This window comes from Anaerotignum lactatifermentans (assembly GCF_014982935.1).
Classification (GTDB): domain Bacteria; phylum Bacillota; class Clostridia; order Lachnospirales; family Anaerotignaceae; genus Anaerotignum; species Anaerotignum lactatifermentans.
In genome coordinates, this window is record NZ_JADCKK010000016.1 from 35,774 (window position 1) to 57,330 (window position 21,557).

A 21,557-nucleotide genomic window follows, 5' to 3' on the forward strand; every position below is an offset into this window, starting at 1 on the left:
GCACAGCTTGTCTTTTTCTTATGTTCGTCTGTTCTGAATGATCTGCTCTGTTGCCTCCCACTGTGGCAGTGGATGGCAGAAACGAAAGCCCTGAATCACATCACAGTGGATTTCCTGCAGCGCCTTCACTTGCGCATCTGTTTCTACCCCTTCGGCAAGGATGGTCATATTCAGCTCATGTCCCACCTGTATCATAGCCTTGAGTATAGCTGTACCAATGGGCGTCGTCACATGATCCACCAGACCTTTATCCAGTTTGATGCCATCAATGGGGTATTTTTGCAGATCATAAAAAGAGGTAAAGCCTTCGCCAAAGTCGTCCAATGCCACTCTGACGCCGTACTTTTTCAATGCAATGACATTCTGTCGTATCTGGGCGGCGTTTCTGACAGAAACGCTTTCGGTGATCTCCAGAATCAGCAGTTCTCTTGGAAATGTGAATCCATTCAAAATTTCCTGTACCTTTTGGGCAAAGTCCGCTGCCGCAAAGGTTTCACGGGAGAAATTGCAGGATACGAAAAAGGTATCCACGCCTGCCTTCAAAAGGCTCTCTAAGAAGAAGCATACCTCTTTTAGGCAGTAATAGTCAAGTCGGCTGATCATTTTTTCCCGTTCCAGCAGCGGAATAAATACGCTTGGCAGCAAGATCCCCTTTTGCGGATGTTTCCAGCGGGACAGGGCTTCCCCGCCGACCACTTTAAGGGTCTGGGCATCCACATAAAACTGGATATACAATTGGAATTCTTTTTGTGCAAAAGCCTGATCGATGCTCGCCTGAAGCTGCCGCTCCTGGAGGGATTTCTGAATCATTGCCTGAGAGCAGAACAGATACGGCACTTCTTCTTTTTCCGCCTGATAAGCTCCCTGAGACGCCTGAAAAACGATTTCATTCAAATCTCTGTCCTGACTTTTCAGCGGATAGATGCCCGCATAAAGATTGGTATCATAAGGCTTGCCGTAGCGCTTCGCATAGTCGCGGACTCTCTCCAGCAAGGTGCAAAGCCATGTATCCGTTTGTTCTGCGCTGCCCCCAAGGCGCAGCATCAAAAAGCCTTGTTCTGATACCCTTGCCAGAATATCACTATCTTCCGTATATTCTCCCAAAACCACAGCACAGTACCGGAGAAACTCATCGGTTTCCTGTCCGCTGCCAAGTCTGCGCAGGCGGTCTGTATCCACATAAAAATAGATGGCATGATATAATATCCGATTTTTGTCATTGATATACTGTTTATAATACCGTTCCAGATATTCCATATTCCCCAGACCTGTGGTTTCGTCCGTTTCCACATTCTGCTGGCTTTCTTTCAATTTCCTGCGGTATCGGCGCACCGTCAGAAGCAGCACCACTGCCATGACCAAAAGGGCAGCGCCCATGGCTCCCATTGTCCAGTACAATCCCTGAGAGCTGGGCGGCGTTTCCACGGAAGCCATCAAAAGTCCTGTCATCTCTGCCGGTGAGACCTCCTCCAGATAAGCCTGCAAATCCGACCGAAAGGCGGCAGGAGCAGCCTCTGTAAAATAGAGCATATAGGCATTTTCTCCAGAAAAAAGGGGGAGTTCATGGGCATGATCCAGCTGTTCCTCCTCTGCGTCATAGCCAGAAAACAGGTCTACCTGCTTCTGCTGGGCTAACGCCTCCCGATGGTCTGTGCCGTCTGCCTCATAATATACGATTTCATATGTACTTTGGTCAGAAAATTCTGCCAGCAGCTCAGGGATGACCCCTGCATAAGTCTGGGTATCTTTATCAAAATACTCCAAAGGATAGGCGTCAGGATTTCCCGCAACATAAATCAAAGTCTTTTCTTCCACAGTCAGCACCTCAGTCTTTACGCTTCTTCCGTCTGGTTCCTTTCAAACAAAGTCATATTATGACGGGGGCAGGCAGCCTTCACTGTCTGAATCTGCATCTCCACTTCCTCAGACTTGGCATCCATGGACTGGAGCAGACCTTGGATCATTTCACGGACTTTCGCAATCTGTTTCTGGTACCCATTCAGCTCTTTTGCCCCTTCTTCCAGTTTTTTCTCCCATGCCGCACGCTCTTCCTGCATTTTTTCCTGGGCTTCCTGCTGGAGTTCGTCCTTATACCGCACAGCCTCCATGAGGGCAGCAGCAACAGTCATCTGTTCTTTCTTCTGCTCCTCCAGTTCTTTTCTCACGCGACTGAGTTCTTCCTCCAGAGAGGTGATCTGTGTGCGGTATTCTTCCTCCTGCTTCTTCTGTTCCGTGACTTTTTCCGCCAGTTTTTCAGAAAATTCTTCTTCCATCATGGTGATATATTCGTAAACGCTGGCTTTTTTGTAGCCCCAAAAACCTTTTTTCAGTTGATCCAATTTCATATGAAAACCTCCTTTTTTATTTGAACCGTATCTTTTTCCGTTCGATTCTGCCCCAAGCGTGTTTTCTTCTGCGGTATCCAATCAGTGCCGTTGCCCGCACCCATGCCAGCACCAGACGCAGACAGGAAACCTCCACCACGCAAAGCCCAATGGCTTTGAGCACATCGGAAAAGGACAGCTTCAAGTCCACCGTATAAATGCGGGCAAAAAATGCCGTCAACGACAGGATTGCAGAGTACACCACATAAATACCGAAAAACAGTATCATAAATGGCACATTGATCAGGTCTACGGCAAATGCCAGTACAATGGTGAGAATCCCAAAGACCTCGATATAAGGCGAAAGCAGCTCATAGACCAGAAAATACAGATAGGAAATCAATCCCACAAGACCATATTTCGGATTCAGGAAAATCCGTCTGTGGCGCATCATGCTCTGAAACAGCCCAATATGCCAACGTCTGCGCTGTTTGCACAAGTCTCCCAGTTTCTCCGGTGCCTGTGTCCAGCAGACAGCGTCTGTGGCATAGCGGATACGATACGGGATGCTATTTTCCCGGCAATACACATGAAGCTTTACCACCAATTCCATATCTTCGCCAATGGTGCCGGGGTCATATCCCCCTGCTTCCACAACGGTATTTTTATGAAACAGCCCAAAGGCACCGGAAATGATGATGCTGCCATTGAACCGGTCAAAAAGTATCCTTGCCGCCAGAAAAGAACGGTCATATTCCAACACCTGCATACAAGGGACAATCTGGTCAGGCATACGGTAAGACACCACATGTCCATCATGGATTTCCGTACCATTGCAGGGACGAACAACGCCGCCCACTGCCACCACGCTGCTGTCCTCCAGCACAGGGCGGACGATTTTTTCCAGAGAATCATACTGGAGCACAGAATCGGCATCCATACAGATAAAATAAGGATATTTTGCCGCATTGATGCCCATATTCAAGGCATCTGCCTTACCGCCGTTTTTCTTGCGGATGAGGGTGATGGGCACCTTCCATTCGTAGCTTTCATAAATGACTTCTTCTGCCTGGCAGGGAATCTTCCGCTGTATGGGGCGGCTGATCTGCTGCATATGAAAGGCATCCCGCACCACTTTGGAAGTATCGTCGCTGGAACCGTCGTCCACAACGACAATCTCATACAGTTTATAGTCCAAAGCAAGCAAAGAACGGATGTTTGCCTCAATGGTCACTTCCTCGTTATAGGCAGGCACCACAATGGTGACGGGAACATAGTATTCCCCCAGCAATTCGTTTTTCAGCTGGTTCCGCCGCTTCAATTTATACAGTTCGGAAGTGCCCACAGTCACTGCCAGAAACAGAAAACTGGCATAACCAATCATATAGAGGACGAAAAAGACACCCACAATATCAAAAAATTCTTTAAACGCATCCATCATGGCTCTTTACACCTCCAGACTTTGCAGTTTGCGGGATTCCAGCCGATACATGAGCATTTCTCTGGCATAGCGGTCACTGCCTGCGGTAATATCCACCACATCACCGTAATTCACATGGAGATGCTCCAGACTTTGGGCAGCAGCATAGCGCACATACCAATTGCTGCTGTGAAGGGCTTCCTTCAGTGCATCTATCACTGCTGCCCCTTCATAAGACGCCAGAGAGGACGCTGCCACTGTGGCAAACTCCCATTTCGTATCGTCTTTATCCTCCACAAACGCCAGCAAAGGTCCATAAGCCGGTTCGTAGGGATACTTGCCGCAGTACCGGATTGCCGACAGACGCAGCTCTTTATCCGCTTTTTTATCCATCATGATTTCGTACATTTCCCGCTGATACTCGCCGGAGCGGAACCGGATATAATTCAGTATGGCAAGCTGGGTATGGGGAGAATACCGCATAATATTCTTCCACAGCTCCTCAATAAGTGCGTGATAATCTCCTGTATAGGAAAGAAGCCCTTCGGTAATGAGTTTTTCATGAAGGAACACGCTGCCGTCATCGGCAATGCGAAGGGCTTTGGCTATGGTTTCCGGTGTTCCGAAATGGTACAGGGCTTGCAGAGCATTGAAACGGCAGTAGAGATTGCTTTTCTGCACATAATCCAGCAAAATGTCCTGCAAAGAGTCCATTGCCATCTGTTTATCCGCCGTATAACAGGAAAGGAAGTAAGCAAAATACCCTGCCTGCATATTCTCCTTATCCCGATAAACTGCCGCCATATAAATGACCACCGGTCGCATCTGATGGCGATACTCCCGATACAAATCGGGTTTTTTCTCCATATCCTCCTGCAAAACCTGATGGAATGCCATCAAATGATTGATATGGGAAAGTTTCCGCCGCAGCTCCTGCAAATGGGCTTCCTCCACATTTTTGCCTGCTGCCAGACGGGAGATCTGGGCATTGATTTTGCTCCGCATCTTCTGGCACCGATTCTGCATACGAGATTCGCTGCCTTTCAGGAGCAAATTATAAATGATGTTAAAGACGATCATGCTGGCACAAACTGCACCGTAGATATAGATCATAAATTCAACTTTCATATATCCGCTCCTTTCTTTTGGTAATGATCAGCGACCGCTCCAAGCCGCCTGCAAAACATCGTAAGATTTTTTCAGACGTTCCTGATATTCCTCGTATTCTCCCCAGCCTTCCAGAGGGAAAGACGCCATGGGGATACGTCCTTTGATATCACTTTCCACAGCCGCGCCTACGAACATTTCGTCAATCTGTATGTATTCCACACCATAATGTTCATAGTAATCATCGTGTATCATTCTTTCAGCAGGATTGGAGAAATTCAGCAGCCCCCAAGGAATCCGCATTTCCACACCATCTGCCGCAAAACAGAAATCCGCCAGAGAATCAAAGGCAGGAGAATCGGGGTCCGCATTGCCATAGCGCAGTTTTCCCGTTTCGTAAGTGGGCATGGCAACCCAACGGTTCCCCGCATTGACGCCCTCCCGTTCCATAATGGAACGAATGGGACGGAACACAGGGGAATCCTTTTCCCGCCAATATTCCTTCGCATAAGGATTTTTATAATCCGTTTCATAAGCATACATGGCCCAAAGGCTCTCGTAACGCTCCTGCACCAGCACACGGCTGTTATCCTTGCCGTCGATGGTCACCACAAAGTCGCAGCCTCTTTCAAAGGAAATCTTCTTTTCCTCCCAGTAAGTACTGCCTGTTTTAGGCGTCGTATCAATGGGAAGGTACAAAACGTCTGTTTCCGGCGAAAATCCATCCACATAGAAATACAGATACCTTTCGTCATAATCCATATACACATCCATGGCATCTGATGACCAGACAGGCTCTTTGTCCTGCCATTCGGCTGCGTTGCCGTCCACGGTGCAGACCCTTTCGCCGCTGCCCAGCCAAAACTCCATCAAGCCATAATTCTGCCCGTCTGTCTGTACATCCTGCCAGTTATCCACGCCAAAGCTGTAATTGGCATAGACCGTATTCCAAGTGTTTCTGTCCCACACATCCTGCCATGTGGACACAAAGCCTCCTGTCCAGCCAGCACTTCGCATTTTCTGCCACAGCTCCACAAGGGCTTCTCCCTGCTGCTGTTCGTTCAAAGGGGAATGATTTTCCACCACAGGCGTTCTGGCAGTGGAAAAACCAAAGCCCACTGCTGCCACCGGCACTGTGTGATACCGATTGAGCAAAGTCAGATAACCGCTGTATAAATCCCCCGTTTCCAGTCCTGCCAGCAGTTCTCCCAGTTTCGCCTTCTGTTCCCGGGTGAAATATTTCTGATAGTCCGGGCAAAGGGTTTCCAGACGATAAGACACGAAATACCCGGACAGCAATTCCGCCGTCGCGCCGATATGCTCCATATCCACCTGATTGTATGTGTCAAAGCGGGCGTTATACAGCGTGTCATACACAAAGGGGTCATCCCAAGGGGAATTGACAAAGGAAATGAGCCGCTGTTCTTTGTATTTATCGCTTTCGTAAGCGGTCACCTGATCCATGAGTTTTGCCATGGCTGTTTCAAAACGGGTGGCTTCCGGTTTGGTGTAGAAATAAGTGCCCTGATAGGAAGTTTCTCCCAATGTGCTGTTATTGGTATAGGCAATGATGCCGCTGTCCCATTCGTGCCCCAGCAGATAGCCCAGTGTCCAAGGGGAAACATCCCACTGATACCAGCCAGTGCCTGTAAAATTCCCCAGTTCGATGGCTCTGTTGCCATGGATGACATCCACGGCTTTGATGGCATTTTCCAGCAGGAGATCCACAAATTCCTCCTGATAAATATCCTCCGCTCCATAATTGGCGCGGTCAGGCACCGACAACCCCTGCAGCAGATACAAGGGCTTTTCTTTTGTGGTGTTATAGTCATAAAACGCCTCATAAAAATCATCGTCCATGACTGTATGGACCCGAATGGTATTGGCACCCATCTCACCAATCTGTTCCAACCAACGACTATAATCTTCATAAGCGGGCACAAAGTCCAGCATGGCTTCACCGGGGATGTTGGAGGATAAATCCACGCCCCGTATCTCCATGGTTTTCCATGTGTCCCCATCCAAATACTGTATCTCTTTTCCCTGGGTGCGGAAATGGGCTGTGACGGATACCTCCGGTTTGAAATCCACATAGATTCCCCGATAGTATACCAGGTATCCTATCCCTGCCAAAAGGAGGACGACTGCCAGAGAAGCGAGAATGAATCGTTTCATCATTTCACATACCTCCTATTCCACCCATTGGGTTGCTGTCTTGGACTGGTGACAATACTGCCGCAGGCTTTCGATGTTTTCATCCAGCCATGCGCCGCGTCTGAGCATGAAACCTTCCATCCATTCCACCGCCTGAGCGTGACTGGAGGGGTTTACCTCCTCTAAGGTCTGCCCTTCCTCCGGTCTGCGCCGCTGCAGAGAACTTAGGTTGGTGGCGTCATAACTGAAGCCCCACACCGCGTCATTGCGGGCAATGGCAGGTCCAAGATAAGCAATGGTTTCTTCCATATAATTAGTCAGATATTCGTCAGAAAGGTATGTTTGCCGTAATTCTTGATACCGATTCAGCACCCGCTCCACAAAATCCTCATCTTTCATGAGAGCGCCATACCATCCCCTGTTTGCCAGATACAAACGACCACTGGCAAAGGTGCGGATATAGTTATCCAGCATATTGTTATAGTCCCAGACAGGACCTACCGTCAACTTCCCTCGCACATCCCGATAAAAATAGGTAGAACGAGAGAACATATCGTTGTTCAGCAAAAATTCCTGAAGGATATAATAATCCACAAAGGAATCCACATCTATTTCCTTCTCGTAGTCATACTGCCCGGAAACCATATCCGAGGAATAGAGTCCCCGCTCGATACGGCTGATGTCCCGCTGGATATAGTCCAGAACGCCTTGGCTCTGGTATTCCTCCTGGGGATACAGCACTTGTATGCCTGTGGAGGAAGTCACCTGTTCTGGATCGTCCTCCTTGGTGGAAAATTCCATTTCGTATGTATACTGGGTGTAGTTATTGAGGATTCTGTTTCCATCAGGGTCATCCAGCAGCACCAAATAGCTGGTTTGGTCACTGCCTTCCTCGTAGTCGCTGAGGTTCACCCGATAATCGTCTTCCTTGATGGTTTCCATCAGGACATAGACCCCCTGATATTCTCCATTGAGGATGACTTCGCAGAAACGTACTTCCGGCGCATAACCCATGATTTCCGCAGAGATATTCATCCACATATAGTTTCGGATGAGGGTTTTATCCAGAAACGGTCCATAGAGCGCCCAATCATTTTCTTTGCTCATGCCCAAAAGCGGCAGGTCCCGATTGACCAGTCCCTCCGTATCCTCCACCAACTTCACACGATAGCTCTTTTTATTGAAATGGCGGGAGGAATTGCCTCGAATACGAATCATGATATTGCTTTCCATATCCGGCGTATCTGTGGGATGATGGTTCTGTTCCTCATTGCTCATAACAGACAGTGTAGCAGAAATCATGGTGTTTCCGTCAGCTGCGGTGGTGTAGCCAATTGTTTCTGATTGGTCATTGAGGATGGGCTCACCGGGAATGACCACGCCGCCCGTATCAATGACCAGCAAAGGCAAATGGGTACAAAGGGTGGTGCCGTCGCAGTCGCATCCGGCGTCTGGCTGACGGGCAGTGAGATGCTGATGGACCCGTTTTTCCGGGTTTTCGGTATCTACGTTGCCGGCAAGAAATACCGCAAGCAGTACCAGCACCATTGCAGCAATCCCTGCAATACGATATTTCATTTTCCTCCCCTCCCATTAGCTGCTGATTTCGTCGTTCTGCATCACCATGTTGCAGTATTCGATATTGCCGATTTCATAGATGGCATCGGTGATGCTTTTTCCTTTCATATTTCCTTTTGCGGCATTGCCGGCTTTATCCAGCAGGCGTTTGCTGATTTCATAAATAAATTCCACACTGTTTTCCGTGGTGTTCTTTACCCGCAGATTTGCTTTCCGGGCAAAATACTGGAACATGAGTGCTTCGATCCGCGCCTCATTGACCCTTGCGGTACGAATGATAAACAACACACGATTGTCATTTTTGATACGTCCGAAAATCAGCAAAATCAAAAACGTAAATGCCCCGCCGATACCAGCAATGAGGAAATCGCCGGAACCGCAGCAGATACCTGTGACAATGGTCCAGAAAATGTAAACGGTGTCACGGGAATCCTTGATGGCAGTACGGAAACGGACAATGGACAGGGCGCCCACCATACCAAGGGACAACGCAATGTTATTGCCAATGACAATCATGACTGCCGTTGTGATGACCGTCAGCGCCATAAGGGAAACATTGAATTTTCGGCTGTAAATGCTTCCTTCATGGGAAAGCATGTAGGACAGGTAAATCAAAAAACCCACCAATGTTGCCACCGCCATACGCAGGATGATGGTCTGTAAATCCAATTGCCCCGTGCTTTCTAAAAACTCCAGTAATACTTTTCTCATACGACATCCCTCCTATAACGCAAATTTCATGGTGGCGCTCCGCGCCAGACAATATTTGCTCACTGATAATTCCGAACGATTGGCTTCGTTGACCAGTTCCTTGATATAACTGAGCAGAAAGCCGTTATATTTCACTTCCAGCACACCATTGAACGGATCCAACACCGGACACATGTTCAAATCCGGTGAAAACAACTCCATACAGCTTTCTGTTGCCTGAATCTGATGATCAAATGTGATACGAATTTTATTTTCCTTGGCGATATAGGCTTTTCGCTTATATTCCACAATGGTTTTGGGGCGATAACACGCCATGTGCATGAGCCCGTAGCACTCCGCCGCAAAAGGGTCCGTATATTTCAGCAGGCTGTGATACCTGCCTTTTGTCAGCTCTATGGCATCTTCCCGGGAAACCCGCAGGGAACGCTTTTTCTGGTAGCTGCCTTCCTTCTGTTTCATTTCCAGCATGGCAAAATCTGCGGCAGGGTCGTAAATCCTAAGACGGATTTTCCGCCGCAGCTCCAGACCGTCGATTTTCGCCTCATAATCCCGCTCGTTGATGGTATCAAAATACAGGGAGCGGATATTGTAGCCGTTTGCGCCGTTATGGGCATCCTGTATCATGACCCGATCCAGCTGACCAGAAAGTTTTTTCATATCAAAAAGTGTCATGAAATACTTCTTTTCCTGACGATATACCTCATTCAAATAACATCCCTCCCAAAAGAAAAAGCTGCAAAAAATCAGACACAGGGATGCCAGTCATTTTTGCAGCTTGACGATCATAGCAGTTCTCTGCCGTAGACTCATAGCTTTGCGTCATCGTTTTTCAACGATTTTGCCAAAGGATTCAATTGTTTTCTGTCTGCTCAGAAAATGTGGTGTAAAGCCGGTTTTTGCCCAGCTGTTTGGCGTGATACAATGCTTCATCGGCTTTGCGGTAAAGCTCATCATAGCTCACATTGGGCGTGGATGCCACTGCCAGCCCCATACTACAGCTGGGAGAAACCTCTATGCCGTTCCAATGTATTCTGGGAATTTTGCTGATGACTTCTTCCGCATATGTTTCCATACAGGATATGTTACAACCGATCAGCAATACCATAAACTCATCCCCACCGATTCTGCCAATCCTTGCTCCCACAGGGGCATGATGACGCAGGATGTCAGCGGCTTCTTTGAGCACATAATCCCCTATGGGATGCCCATAATGGTCGTTGATGTCCTTAAAGTCATCCATATCCACAATCAAAGCAGCCAGTTTTTCTCCTTCCCGCAGTTCAGACAGTTTTCGTTTGCCGTAACGCTCGATGGAGGCTTTGTTCAATAGACCGGTGAAAAGATCCATTTGGATTTCTTTTTCCAGCTGACTGATCCTGTCCTTTCGGTCTGTAATATCCGAAAGAATCCCAATACCCAAAACAGGCTCGCTCTGCTTATTGGTCTGGGTAATCACGCGGATTTCAAACCATCTGTTTCCGCCGTTTTTGACAGGCAGCATAAGCTCATACTTTTGATAAGGGACACCCTTTTTGATATTCCGCATACAGGTAAGCAGGATCTCTTTATGTGATGAGGACAGCTGTTCCAGATTTTTGATAAAATCATAAAATTGAGAGATACTTTCTGGATGATCGAAGTAATGCTTCCACTCCTTGGAAAAGCGAATCCAGTCTTCCTGAATGTCCCATTCAAAGGTGATGGAGCTTTCCTGCTCACGAATCATTTCATACTGCTCAATGGTCAGACGAAAATCCCGCTGGGCATCTGTCAGTTCCTGCTGTACTTCCCGCATCTGGTTTGCCTGACTGATTTCAATGCGCAGGTGCTTATACCGGATGAGATACATCAAGATACACAAGCAGATGGTCACAGAAAAATTGACGATCTCACCCACACTGAATATAGGGTTGATAAACCAGATATACGTCAGGTAGCATACGCCCAAACTAATGATGGTATAAAAAGGTTTGAACATCAAAAAACCGGAAAAGAAAAAAATCGCCGTGACGATGGTAAAGTACGCCATAGCACCAGACAAATACACATTGTACATATTAAACAGCAGATGCCAAAACAAAATCATACCAACGCTGATCATGTAAAACCGATGTCTTACCATAACTGACAAACTACAGAAAAAATCAATGATCAAAAATGCAGCGCAGCATACCAAATAAATCAGATAAAATCTCAGATAAATCAAATGATTTACCATCGCATACCCCATATTGCTGAAAAATAACACTCTGCATATATTACACAGTTCAAAAAGGACACCGAACGCCGATCCGATCCGAAGAGCAATCTGATTGCTCGATACAGATTTTTCCACAAAATCTGCATGTGATATTTTTGCGCCAAGAATCCATTTGATAAGCGCATCAACTCTAGTTCCCAAGCAAGTTCACTCCAAAAATGCAAAATGAAGACACATTGTCAACTTTCGTAAAATAAAAACCACCCCTCAATTTCGAAGATGGTTTGCTCTTATCACGATATATTCCCCAAAGGCTCTTTCAGAAATTTTATTCTGAATATTTACTTTGATTCATTTAATAGTACACTATGTAACGACAGAAATCAACGATTTTTTGGCATTTTCTTGTTTTTTCATTGCATATAAAAGCCAGAAAATCAACTGTTTCACCAAGAAAGACACAAAGAGGCAAGTATGAGAAAATGCCTCCTGACATCTTATCATTTTATGAAACGCAGAAGTTTTCTTGTGCAAAACATGCACATAAGTCAACAAAATAATTATTCTGTCTTGAATGAATATTTTAACCGTATTTTTCCTGAAGAAAGCATATAAGTGCAAAAAAGGCGTTTTCTCCTTCGAGAAAACGCCTTTTGCATTTCTACTTAATAATTAGTACAGTTTTGCACCTGCGGGGATTCTATCATCCACCATCAGCAGGTTCAGACCTTCGTGACCATCCACTTCATGTACAGCGGAGATCAGCATACCACAAGAGTCAATGCCCATCATGTTACGAGGAGGTAGGTTTGTGATAGCGATGCAGGTCTTGCCTACCAGTTCTTCGGGTTCATAGTAATCATGGATACCGCTCAGGATCACACGATCTGTGCCGCTGCCGTCATCCAGCACGAATTTCAGCAGTTTTTTGCTCTTAGGCACTGCTTCACATGCTTTTACTTTTACGGCTCTATAGTCGGATTTCGCAAATGTATCGAAGTCCACGAATTCTTCAAACAAAGGGTCTACCTTTACGTTGGAGAAGTCAATTTTTTCTGCTACGGGAGCAGCCACTGCAGCTTTTGTTTCTGCTTTCTTAGGCATGTCCAGGGGTTTCATTGTGGGGAACAGAATAACGTCTCTGATGGAAACGGATTCTGTCAGCAGCATAACGAATCTGTCGATACCTACGCCCAGACCGCCTGTAGGAGGCATACCATATTCCAGAGCTGTCAGGAAGTCTTCGTCGATCATGTTTGCTTCGTCGTCGCCTGCTTCTCTCAGGTATTCCTGATATTCAAAACGATGACGCTGGTCGATGGGGTCATTCAGTTCGGAGTATGCGTTACCATATTCTCTACCAACGATAAACAGTTCGAAACGTTCTGTGAATTCCGGTTTATCGGGTTTTCTCTTTGTCAGAGGAGAAATTTCAACGGGGTAGTCAATGATGAATGTAGGCTGAATCAGGTTCTTTTCTACGAATTCTTCGAAGAACAGGTTCAGGATATCGCCTTTTACATGACGTTCTTCATATTCTACATGATGTTCGTCAGCGATTCTCTTAGCTTCTGCTGTATCAGCTACCTGATCGAAGTCTACACCGGAGAATTCTTTAACAGCGTCTACCATGGTCTTTCTTGCGAAAGGTTTGCCCAGATCCAGTTCGTGACCGCCGTAAACCACTTTTGTGGTACCCAGTACGTTCTGCGCAACGGTACGGAACATTTCTTCTGTGATGTCCATCATGCCGTTATAGTCTGTGTAAGCCTGATACAGTTCCATCAGGGTAAATTCTGGGTTATGACGAACGGAGATACCTTCGTTACGGAATACACGGCCGATTTCATACACACGTTCAAAACCGCCCACGATCAGACGTTTCAGAGGCAGTTCCAGAGCGATACGGCAGTACATGTCGATATCCAGTGTGTTATGGTGTGTGATGAAAGGTCTTGCGGAAGCGCCGCCAGGAATGGTCTGCAGTACAGGTGTTTCCACTTCCAGGAAGCCCTTGCCGTCCAGGAATTTACGGATTTCTGTGATGATGCGGGAACGTTTGATGAATGTGTCACGCACTTCGGGGTTCACGATCAGGTCCAGATATCTCTGACGGTAACGCAGTTCCTGGTCTTTCAGACCGTGGAATTTTTCGGGCAGTACCTGCAGGCTCTTGGACAGCAGTGTCACTTCTTTTGCGTGTACGGAAACTTCCCCTGTTTTTGTTTTGAATACGAAGCCTTTGATGCTGATCAGGTCGCCGATGTCGAATTTTTTGAATGCGGCATAAGCTTCGTCGCCGATGTCGTTACGGCTTACATAAGACTGGATGTTGCCGTTTCTGTCCTGGATGTTGCAGAAGGACGCTTTCCCCATGATACGTTTGCTCATGAGTCTGCCGGCAATGGCAACGTCTTTGCCTTCCAGTTCGTCGAAGTTGTCTTTGATTTCATCGCTGTGATGTGTTACTTCGCATTTTGTAATTTCAAAGGGGTCTTTGCCTTCAGCCTGAAGCTGTGCCAGCTTTTCCCGTCTGATTTTAATCTGTTCGCTCAGTTCCTGCTGTGTCATTTCCTGTGCAGGCTGGTTGTTCTGTTCTGCCACTTTGTTTTCCTCCGTTTCCGTGTTCTCTTATGCAAAAAATAAAAATTATTTCTGGATGTTCAGAATTTTAAATGCCACTTCGCCGTCGGGTGTATCTGCCATAACGGTTGCGCCAACTTTCTGACCCAGCAGAGCCATACCCAGAGGGGATTCGTTAGAGATTCTGCCGTTCATAGGGTCTGCTTCTGTGGAACCAACGATGGTGTATTCCATTTCTTCGTCAAATTCCACGTCCAGTACTGTTACTTTGGAGCCCAGGTTGACAACGTCCATTTTCAGTACGTCTTCGTCGATAACTTCCGCGTTGCGCAGCAGGTTTTCCAGCTGTATGATACGGCTTTCGATTTCGCCCTGTTCTTCTTTCGCAGCATCATATTCGGCATTTTCAGACAAGTCGCCCTGTCCTCTTGCTTCTTTGATTTTTTCTGCTACTTCTTTTCTGCGTACGGTTTTCAGGTTTTCCAGTTCCTGTTCCATTTTTTTCAGACCGTCATAGGTCATGACTACTTTTTTTGCTTCTGCCATTGCTTATTTCATCTCCTTGCGGGTTTTATCCAATTTTTCAAAAATAGGGATTTTCCTTGATATTACAAGGAAAAGGGAGGGCTTACCGAAATGCCCTCCGAAAATTCATTGATAAATTATATACTAAGGTAAGTAATTTTGTCAATGTTTTCTCCCGGGAAAATGCGATTTTATCCCTGTTTTTTCGGAATTTTTCGTCTTTTTCCGCCCAGAAGAAAACCAACGGGACACAACTGTCCCAAACCGGCTTTTGCCTCTGCCGCTTTTTCGGCGCCGGGCGCATCAAAATACGCCCGAAACATCTGGTTTTCACAATAAGTACGGGCTTCTGTCAGGGCACCTGCCTCCATCTCTTTTTGGTTGCCGAAGAAAAATCCGTCTGCCGCCAGCACATCGGCGCGACGCAGGGCAATACTCTCCGTAACGGTACCGTTGCCCACCAAATCCAGAAACACAGCCCCTTCCGCCAGAGCATAAGCCATGGCGCCGTTACCCTTCGCGCAGGAAAGGACCACATCCGCCTCCCGAAAAACGCCGTAGCCCACGGAGCTGAACACTTCCACCACCAGACCTCTTTCCTCCAAGAATCTCTCCTGCCATGACACGAAAAAAGGCTGACGGTCTGTGAGGATGCCCAGACGATTCACCCAGCCGGGCAAAGCTGCCAGTGCCGCTTCCGTTTCCCATTCGCCGCCGTCTGCCACCACGAAAGAAGCTCCTTCCTGTCGTTTGCCCATGGCTTCCAGCCCTGTGGCTGCGGCTTCTGCCCCGAATATGGGATAGAGTTTTCGTCCTGTGGCAAAGGGCAGGATATCCCCAGGCAAGTCTGCTGCCATAGGTGAAAGGGCAATCTTTGCTCCCCCATCTGCTGCCTGTTCCAGCAACTCTCTGGCTTTCTCCCGCCACGGAGGCAGAAAACAGCCGTCTCGGTCCGTCTGCAAGCACCAGCTGCCCTCCGCCGTTTCCACCCACGGGCAATACTTCAGCTGCCATTTCTCTGCCCAGCTTTCCGGCAGTTTCCCCACCCACTTGGGTCGATGCCGCTGGGATTTCTGCCGCAGACACGTGATATTGATGATTTCCATGGAAACGCCTCCTATATCGTTAATTTATAAACAATCTTTTTGCATTTTTTGTCATACAATCCTTTGCAATCCCCTGAAATCCGCCCCTGTTTTTCCTTGATTTTCCTCTTTTTTCCAGCCCTTTCGCAAACATGCGCCTCACCAATTTGACGATGTACCAACGAAAATACAATAATTTATTGTTTTTTCTTTTTTCTGTACACAACAATTTCGTGATTTTTTTGCTCGTTTTTTCCTGTTTTCTCCTTTTTTCGGAATTTTTTATGGTTAAATTGCACAAATTCACAGCCGAATGTCAAACAAATTGACTTTTTTTGTTTTCTTTTTGGTAATTTCTTGACAGTGTATGCAGAATACATTATCATGAAATTACAGTTATTACGGGGACATTTTATTTATATGAAAGGAGTTTTTCCATGAACACAAAAATTATGAAAACCATGGACGGGAATGAAGCGGCTGCTTATATCTCTTACGCATTTACAGAAGTCGCTACCATTTATCCCATTACCCCTTCTTCTCCCATGGCGGAACACGTTGACAGCTGGTCCGCAAACGGCAAGAAGAACATCTTCGGTCAGACAGTACGTCTGGTAGAAATGGAATCCGAAGCAGGTGCCGCAGGTGCTATGCACGGCGCACTGGAAGCTGGTACACTGACAACCACATACACAGCTTCTCAGGGTCTGCTGCTGATGATCCCCGGCATTTACCGTATTGCCGGTCAGCTCAAACCCGGCGTATTCCATGTAAGCTCCAGAACCGTTGGTACACATGCTTTCTCCATCTTCGGCGACCATTCCGACGTTATGGCTTGTCGTCAGATCGGTGTAGCAATGCTGTCCTCCGCTTCCGTACAGGAAGTTATGGATCTGGGCGGTGTGGCACACCTTTCCGCTATCAAAGGCAGCGTACCTTTCATGCATTTCTTCGATGGTTTCCGTACTTCTCACGAACTGCAGAAAATCGAAGTCATGGACTACGAAGATATCGCAAAACTGCTGGATGAAGACGCACTGCGTAAATTCCGCAAAAACGCCCTGAACCCTGAACATCCCGTACAGCGTTCTACCGTACAGAACCCTGACGTATTCTTCCAGAACAGAGAAGCACAGACACCTTTCTATACACGTCTGCCTGAAATCGTGGAAAACTACATGCACGAAATCAACAAAATCACAGGCAGAAATTATCAGCTGTTCAACTACTTCGGTGCACCCGATGCAGAACACGTTCTGATCGCTATGGGCTCCATCACCGGCGCAGCACAGGAAGTTGTAGAATATCTGACAGCAAAAGGCGAAAAGGTTGGTTTCCTGCAGGTTCACCTGTACCGTCCTTTCTCCCTGAAACATTTCCTGGGCGCACTGCCTGAAACAGCAAAAATCGTTACCGTTCTGGACAGAACAAAAGAACCCGGCGCACTGGGCGAACCTCTGTATCAGGATGTATGTTCCGCACTGACAGAAGCAGGCAGAACTCCTCTGGTACTGGCAGGCAGATACGGTCTGTCCTCCAAAGACGTAACACCTGCACAGGTTGTTGCTGTTTTTGACAACATGAAAGGCGAAAAGAAAAACCACTTCACCGTTGGTATCATTGACGACGTTTCCATGACATCCATCGAAGTTGGCGCAGAACCCGAAGTAACAGACGCAAGCACCATCGCATGCAAATTCTGGGGTCTGGGCTCCGACGGTACTGTTGGCGCAAACAAAAACTCCATCAAGATCATCGGTGACCATACAGATAAATACGCACAGGCATACTTTGAATATGACACCAAAAAATCCGGCGGTATCACAAAATCTCACCTGCGTTTCGGTGATGTGCCTATCCGCTCCAGCTATCTGGTATTCAAAGCAGACTTTGTGGCATGCCACAACCAGTCCTACATCTCCAAATATGACATCGTTTCCGAAATCAAACCCGGCGGTACTTTCCTGCTGAACTGCGGCTGGAAAGGCGAAGAACTGGAAAAACACCTGCCTGCTGAAGTAAAACGTTACATCGCAAACAACAACATCAATTTCTATACCATCGACGCCGTTGAAATCTGCCGTGAAATCGGTCTGGGCAACAGAACCAACTCCGTTCTCCAGTCCGCATTCTTCAAACTGGCAAACATCATCCCCGTTGATGACGCCGTTGGCTACATGAAAGCAGCCATCGAAAAATCTTACGGCAAAAAAGGCGAAAAAGTCGTTAACATGAACTATGCCGCTGTAGACGCAGGTCTGACAGGTCTGGTGAAGATCGACGTTCCCGAAAGCTGGAAAGACGCAAAAGACGTAGACAAAGAAGAAATCAAACGCGTTCTGCCTGAATACGTTGAAAAACTGCTGGTTCCCATGAACGCACTGAAAGGCGACTTGCTGCCCGTATCCGTATTCGTTGGCAGAGAAGACGGTACCGTACCTCTGGGTACTTCCGCTTACGAAAAACGCGGTGTTGCCATCGACGTTCCCGAATGGGATGCAACAAAATGTATCCAGTGTAACCAGTGTTCTTACGTATGCCCTCACGCATGTATCCGTCCTTTCCTGCTGACAGAAGAAGAAGCGAAGAACGCACCCGAAGGCTATGTAACAGAACCCGCAAAAGGCGCTGGCGAAATCGCGCAGTATCGTTTCCGCATCCAGGTTGACCCTCTGGACTGCCAGGGCTGTGGTGTCTGCGTAACAGCATGTCCCGCAAAAGAAAAAGCGCTGGTAATGAAACCTCTGGATACTCAGATGCACGAACAGCCTAACTGGGACTTCTCTCTGGCTCTGTCCGATAAGAAGAACCCTATGGACAAATACAGCGTAAAAGGCTCTCAGTTCGAACAGCCTCTGCTGGAATTCTCCGGCGCATGTGCAGGCTGCGGCGAAACAGCTTACGCAAAACTGATGACACAGCTTTACGGCGACCGTATGTATCTGGCAAACGCTACAGGCTGTACACAGGCTTGGGGCGCTGCTGCACCTTGCGTACCTTACACAACAAACAAAGAAGGCTGGGGTCCCGCATGGAGCAACTCCCTGTTTGAAAATAACGCAGAATTCTCTCTGGGTATGGTTCTGGCAGTAGAACAGCAGAGAGAACGCGTAACCATGAAGCTGAAAGAACTGCTGGCTCTCACCGACGATGCAGATCTGAAAGCAGCAGCTGACGTATGGCTGGCTAACTACGATGACGGTCACAGAAGCAAAGAAGACACCAAAGCTCTGCTGGCAGCTCTGGAAAAAGTTTCCGTAAGCGGTGAAGCAGCAGATCTGAAAGCCTTCATCATGGACAACAAAGAACACCTGACTAAGAAATCCATGTGGATGTACGGCGGCGACGGCTGGGCATACGACATCGGTTACGGCGGTCTGGATCACGTACTGGCTTCCGGCGCAGACGTAAACGTACTGGTGGTTGACACAGAAGTTTACTCCAACACAGGCGGTCAGTCCTCTAAAGCAACACCTATCGGCGCTGTGGCACAGTTCGCAGCAGGCGGTAAAGCAACAGTGAAGAAAGACCTGGGTATGCTGGCAATGAGCTACGGCTACATCTACGTTGCACAGGTTGCTCTGGGCGCAAACCCTGCACAGCTGATCAAAGCCCTGAAAGAAGCAGAAGCTTACAAAGGTCCTTCCCTGATCATCGCTTATGCGCCTTGTATCAACCACGGTATCTCCAAAGGCATGGCAAACGCACAGCTGGAAGCAAAACTGGCAGTGGATGCTGGCTACTGGTTCCTGTACCGTTACAACCCCGATCTGAAGAAAGAAGGCAAGAATCCTTTCATCCTGGATTCCAAAGAACCTTCCATGGATTACAACGACTTCATCATGGGCGAAGTTCGTTACGCTTCCCTGGTTCGCACCTTCCCCGAAACAGCAAAAGTGCTGCTGAAAGAAGCTGCTGACAAGGCGAAAGAAAAATACGAAGCATACAAGAAGCTTGCAGAACAATAACCCCGTAACATACTGTTTGCAGGCAGCAAAAAAACCTGGCGAGTCAGCCGGCAAAACCGGCTGAACCTCGCCCCCTTGCAAACAGATGGGCTTTCGGCAAGGCTCCATGAATATTTGTGATAGACTCTGGGAAAAAGAGGTCATGTCCATTGGGGGCTTCATCAGAAGAAAATTTTCTTCTGATGACAGCCGCCGCAGTTTCCCTTAAGAAATCAAAAACCAATGTTTTCTTAAGGGAAGCCTGCTGGACATGCCTCTTTTTCTATTATGTAAAAATTCCATATTTTTCCATTGTATGAATATCCATACATCATTTTCGTCAATTGTAAAAAAAGTACAAAAAAATACGCATTCTTTTGGCGAAAATCCTTGTCAAGGTTTTCGTGTATCTTTATAATAAGGAACGGATAAAAATACAATGAGAAAATCATAAAAATAGGAAAGGAGTGTTTACATTGACGAGCCAAAAGAAAAAAATGCCTCTGGCTTTCTGGATCTTCCTTGGTCTGATCATCGGTATCGTGGCAGGTCTGCTGCTGATGAACGCAAACCTGTTCGGCATGACCGGCGTTGACTTCGCGAAAGCTTATATCCAGCCCTGGGGTACCATTTTCCTGAACCTGCTGAAATTCATCGTCGTGCCCATTGTGATGTTCTCCATTGCGGCCGGCGTCATCTCCATGAAGGACATTCGCCGTGTAGGCGCCATCGGCGGCAAAACACTGATTTATTACATGTGCACCACCGCTTTTGCCGTAACACTGGCACTGATTCTGGCAACTCTGTCCAAAGGTATGTTCGTTGTGCTGGACCCTTCCGGTGCTTCCTATACCCCTGCAGAAGCCCAGAGTGTTATGGATACTATCGTAAACATCTTCCCCTCCAACTTTGTGAAGCCCATGGCTGAGGCTTCCATGCTGCAGGTCATCGTCATTGCCCTGTTCGTGGGCTTCGGTATCCTGCTGGCTGGGGAAAAAGGCATCCTTGCCGGTCAGGTGGTAGAAAGCTTCAATGAAGTGTTCCTGAAAGTCATGGACTTCATCATCAAGCTGTCCCCCATCGGCGTTGCCTGCCTGATCTGTCCCGTTGTAGCAGAAAACGGTCCCATGCTGCTGACAAACCTCATCATGGTACTGGCTGTGGCATATGCAGGCTACATCGTACACATGGTTGTGGTATATTCCTTCACCATCAAAACACTGGGCGGCGTTTCTCCTCTGAAATTCTTTAAGGAAATGATGCCCGCTATGATGATGGCATTCTCCTCCGCTTCCTCCGTAGGTACACTGCCCTTCACCATGGAAGCTGCAGAAAGACTGGGCGCCCGCAGAGAAGTAGCTGGTTTCGTACTGCCTCTGGGCAGCACCATCAACATGGACGGTACTGCCATCTATCAGGGTGTTTGTGCCGTATTCATCGCCGCTTGTTACGGCGTTGACCTGACACTGGGTCAGATGATTACCATTGTACTGACAGCCACACTGGCTTCCATCGGTACAGCTGGTGTTCCCGGCGCTGGTCTGGTTATGCTGGCAATGGTACTGGAAAGCGTTGGTCTGCCTGTAGCTGGTATCGGTCTGGTTGTTGGCTTTGACCGTATCTTCGACATGGGTCGTACCACCGTTAACATCACCGGTGACGCTGCCTGCGCTACCATCGTTTCCAAACTGGACGACAAGCGCAATGCCAAACTGGCTGCAAAAGCAAAAGCATAAAAAACGAAATATCTTTGGGGGCATCTTCATAAAAAAACAAAGAAAGCCAAAATCCTTATTATGAACTGAACCCAAAAAGTTAGACAATATTTTCAAATTAAAATTGTTTAAGAAGCCAGAAGGGCTTGTTGTCTGTAAATTGCAGGTGGCAAGCCCTTTAACTTTGCTTTGATTCGATGGTTATTAT

Annotated in this window: 15 protein-coding genes and 1 riboswitch; of the genes, 2 read left to right on the forward strand and 13 right to left on the reverse strand. The window is 47.4% G+C overall.

The genetic code is table 11. From position 1 onward, the window contains the following. Positions 1-18: 18 nt before the first annotated feature. The 12 genes from INF29_RS05975 to INF29_RS06030 all read right to left on the reverse strand — a co-directional run bounded on the left by INF29_RS05975 (position 19) and on the right by INF29_RS06030 (position 15,708). Complete coding sequence (locus INF29_RS05975) at positions 19-1,815, reverse strand: EAL domain-containing protein (protein ID WP_193485253.1); 1,797 nt, start codon at positions 1,813-1,815, stop codon at positions 19-21. A 17-nt stretch (positions 1,816-1,832) separates the two neighbouring features. After that, positions 1,833-2,345 carry a hypothetical protein gene (locus INF29_RS05980; protein ID WP_193485255.1) on the reverse strand — a complete coding sequence of 171 codons (513 nt, stop codon included), beginning with the start codon at positions 2,343-2,345 and terminating at the stop codon, positions 1,833-1,835. Between the two features lie 16 nt (positions 2,346-2,361). Further along, a complete protein-coding gene (locus INF29_RS05985; protein WP_193485257.1) occupies positions 2,362-3,765 on the reverse strand; it encodes a glycosyltransferase family 2 protein in 1,404 nt (467 codons plus the stop codon). A gap of 6 nt (positions 3,766-3,771) precedes the next feature. After that, a complete protein-coding gene (locus INF29_RS05990; RefSeq protein WP_193485259.1) occupies positions 3,772-4,872 on the reverse strand; it encodes a HEAT repeat domain-containing protein in 1,101 nt (366 codons plus the stop codon). Between the two features lie 27 nt (positions 4,873-4,899). Continuing rightward, on the reverse strand, positions 4,900-7,029 hold the full coding sequence (locus INF29_RS05995; RefSeq protein ID WP_193485261.1) for a hypothetical protein: 2,130 nt from the start codon (positions 7,027-7,029) through the stop codon (positions 4,900-4,902). A 12-nt stretch (positions 7,030-7,041) separates the two neighbouring features. Next, positions 7,042-8,583 (reverse strand): CotH kinase family protein, encoded by a 1,542-nt coding sequence (locus INF29_RS06000; RefSeq protein WP_193485263.1) that lies wholly within the window; start codon positions 8,581-8,583, stop codon positions 7,042-7,044. A gap of 15 nt (positions 8,584-8,598) precedes the next feature. Further along, on the reverse strand, positions 8,599-9,294 hold the full coding sequence (locus INF29_RS06005) for a DUF4956 domain-containing protein (protein ID WP_191343782.1): 696 nt from the start codon (positions 9,292-9,294) through the stop codon (positions 8,599-8,601). Positions 9,295-9,306: 12 nt separating this feature from the next. Next, complete coding sequence (locus INF29_RS06010) at positions 9,307-10,002, reverse strand: polyphosphate polymerase domain-containing protein (protein ID WP_193485265.1); 696 nt, start codon at positions 10,000-10,002, stop codon at positions 9,307-9,309. 58 nt (positions 10,003-10,060) lie between these two features. Continuing rightward, a riboswitch (cyclic di-GMP riboswitch) is annotated at positions 10,061-10,147 on the reverse strand. After that, positions 10,145-11,512, reverse strand: a complete 1,368-nt coding sequence (locus INF29_RS06015; protein WP_193485268.1) for a sensor domain-containing diguanylate cyclase — start codon at positions 11,510-11,512, stop codon at positions 10,145-10,147. (Overlaps the previous riboswitch by 3 nt.) Before the next feature lie 654 nt (positions 11,513-12,166). Continuing rightward, positions 12,167-14,098 (reverse strand): lysine--tRNA ligase, encoded by a 1,932-nt coding sequence (gene lysS, locus INF29_RS06020; RefSeq protein ID WP_408626513.1) that lies wholly within the window; start codon positions 14,096-14,098, stop codon positions 12,167-12,169. A gap of 45 nt (positions 14,099-14,143) precedes the next feature. Further along, positions 14,144-14,623 (reverse strand): transcription elongation factor GreA, encoded by a 480-nt coding sequence (gene greA, locus INF29_RS06025; protein WP_072849202.1) that lies wholly within the window; start codon positions 14,621-14,623, stop codon positions 14,144-14,146. 170 nt (positions 14,624-14,793) lie between these two features. Continuing rightward, positions 14,794-15,708 (reverse strand): hypothetical protein, encoded by a 915-nt coding sequence (locus tag INF29_RS06030; RefSeq protein WP_193485270.1) that lies wholly within the window; start codon positions 15,706-15,708, stop codon positions 14,794-14,796. Positions 15,709-16,124: 416 nt separating this feature from the next. Between INF29_RS06030 and nifJ the strand changes: the two genes are divergently transcribed. Both nifJ and INF29_RS06040 read left to right on the forward strand, forming a co-directional pair. Further along, positions 16,125-19,655, forward strand: coding sequence for a pyruvate:ferredoxin (flavodoxin) oxidoreductase (nifJ, locus tag INF29_RS06035; protein ID WP_193485273.1), 3,531 nt, complete (start codon positions 16,125-16,127; stop codon positions 19,653-19,655). A gap of 476 nt (positions 19,656-20,131) precedes the next feature. After that, positions 20,132-21,370, forward strand: a complete 1,239-nt coding sequence (locus INF29_RS06040; protein ID WP_193485277.1) for a dicarboxylate/amino acid:cation symporter — start codon at positions 20,132-20,134, stop codon at positions 21,368-21,370. Positions 21,371-21,477: 107 nt separating this feature from the next. Here the strand turns inward: INF29_RS06040 and INF29_RS15325 are convergent. After that, the coding region (locus INF29_RS15325) for an IS3 family transposase (protein WP_408626509.1) at positions 21,478-21,557 on the reverse strand (80 nt) is incomplete at its 5' end.